Below are 2389 nucleotides of genomic sequence, written 5' to 3' on the forward strand. Positions count from 1 at the left end.
ATGTAAGAGGGATCCCAACTCAATTGGATGGACATGCAGTGAAAAGATCTGCAAACGAGGCTAGCGATTGGCTATTTTGTTTTGCAGGGCAGCCACCAGTCGATCCAAAAGCAAGCCCACCGCCCCAATGTAGATGACAGCAACGATGATCTCAGTCACGTAGTTCTGCTGGTAGGCATCCCAGATGAAAAAGCCGATCCCTGGCACGCCGGACATGACAATTTCTGCAGCAATAATCGCCAGCCAGGATAGGCCAATGCCAACCCGCAAACCTGTGAACATGTAGGGCAAAGCAGAGAGCAGCAGCACCTTAAAAAAGAAGTCAACTTTAGAAAGCCTCAGCACTCTAGAAACGTTGATGTAGTCTTCCGGGATCTGCCTCACCCCCACCGCCGTGTTGATCAAAATGGGCCAGATAGAGGTGATGAAAATAACAAACAAAGCAGCCGGCTCATTGCGCTGCAAAGCAGCCAAGGAGATGGGCACCCAAGCCAAGGGAGCCACCATGCGCAAAAACTGGAAGATGGGATCCAAAGCGCGGTTGATCCACATGCTGCTGCCCACCAAGATCCCTAGGGCAATGCCCACCAAAGCGGCACTGCAGTAGCCGATGACCACCCTTTGCAGGCTGGCCAAAGTTTGGCGCAGCAGCCCTTGGTCGAGGTCGCTATTGCGGTACAGAGGATGCAGGATTAGGTAGCGGCTGCGCTCATCCATCCACACATCCCAGGGCCCCGGCAGCCGAATAAGGTTGGCACTGGCCAAGAGCTGCCAGATGAGCAGAAATCCAACAATGCCCACCACAGGGGGGAGAATCTGATCTCGGTACTTCGCCAAATCAAGCTTCGCCGTTGCAGATTTTGCCGGAGAAGAAAGTGTTGTCGTCATAGCTCCTAGAGGAGGATAGGGTTTTACAAGGTTCTCTGTTGTCGCGCTCTCAGAACATTCCAGCCGCAGGGTTCTACAACGTGTTGGAAACAGAGCATGAACTGGGATTGGCCTTGCCTTCTCCTTGGATGGGCAAACACAGGGATTGCAAACTCAACAAAACTCTCACGACAATTAGAAAGCTCAGCGCCCCCACGGCTATCGAGAGAATGAGCTTGTCCCAGCGGGGCTGGGCCGGCCTCTCAAAAGGAGGATCCCTGAAGAGTTCGCGCGGAACGTGAAGTAGAGCCAACATAGCCGATCCTCAACATAGCATTCAAAGTTATTCAAAAAGTGCAAGGCTCATAGCATCCGTCAACTTTCCATCGTTTGGGCAGAAAGCTCGGCACAGCTTTTTTCGACATCGTGGGATCCCGCAGGTAGGCAGGATCCCTGTCGCGCGAGAGATTCGAACAAGGAAACGGTAAGCCATGGACTTCCTGCAAAAGAAGGTGAGGAACTTGGCCCAATCAAGCTATTCAGCTAGACCCTTTTGATTTTCAGGCTGTTCAAGTAGGCCTGGGGATCCTGGGGGTCAAACACCACACCATCGAAGAAACGCTCCGTTCCCCGCGAAGTGTTGTTGGGAATATTCTTCACTCCCAGCGCTTGGGCAGCCTCCCGCCAGAGATCTTCGCGGTTCACCTCATCCACCAGACGGCGGGCAGTATCCAAATCCTTGAGGAAGCGAGCGTGGAAGCCCCAACGCAGCGATTCGGTCAAGAACCACAGGTCATGGCTCTTGTAGGGATAAGAGACGCTGCCCCGCCCATCTTCCCAGTACAGAGGCCCGGCGTTGAAATCTTGAACAGCCGGCTTGCCATCTCCCAATTCGTACTTGCCCTGGAAGGGAGGCGTGAGAACCTCGACCGGCACATTCAGATAAGCGCGCCCCGAAAGGATGCGCGCCAGCTCTTCACGGTTGGCCGGATCGTCGCACCATTGCTGCGCTTCCATCACAGCCATCAAAACTGCTTGTGTGGCTCTGGGGTTTTGCTCCACCCAGTCGGCGCGAATGGCCAAGTATTCTTCGGGGTGAAAAGGCCAGATCTGCTGGGTGAGGGCCGCCATAAAGCCGATCCCATCGGCCACAATCCGGTAGGGCCAGGGATCCCCCGTGCTGAAAGCGTCCATGGTGCCATTGCGCATCCCCTGCACCGTCTCGGCAGAGGGCACCGTCAGGAGGTCAATGTCTTGATCCGGATCCACCCCCCCGGCGGCAAGCCAGTAGCGGATCCAAAAATCTTGATTGGCGTTGGGGAAGGTATAGCCAGCTTTGAACTTGCGCCTGTTGCTGGCGCTGAAGTTTTTGATGTAATCCGCGGCTCCGGAGATATCCAGCCCCAAGCCCTTGCCAACGTGCATTCCGGCAATGGCAATTCCTTTCCCCTGGGTGATCAACTGACACAGAACTGCCATACGCACCGGCTGATTGTTGGTGATGGCGCCGATGTGGATCATG

The 2389-nt window shown here is 54.9% G+C and carries 2 protein-coding genes; both read right to left on the minus strand.

The genetic code is table 11. From position 1 onward, the window contains the following. Positions 1 to 60: 60 nt before the first annotated feature. Positions 61 to 888 carry a nitrate ABC transporter permease gene (gene ntrB / locus NW809_RS12025; RefSeq protein WP_414402247.1) on the minus strand — a complete coding sequence of 276 codons (828 nt, stop codon included), beginning with the start codon at positions 886 to 888 and terminating at the stop codon, positions 61 to 63. Between the two features lie 522 nt (positions 889 to 1410). Beyond that, positions 1411 to 2389: CmpA/NrtA family ABC transporter substrate-binding protein (locus NW809_RS12030; protein WP_414402248.1), on the minus strand; the 979-nt coding region annotated here is incomplete at its 5' end.

The organism is Synechococcus sp. WC101 (assembly GCF_047461555.1).
Taxonomy (GTDB): domain Bacteria; phylum Cyanobacteriota; class Cyanobacteriia; order Thermostichales; family Thermostichaceae; genus Thermostichus.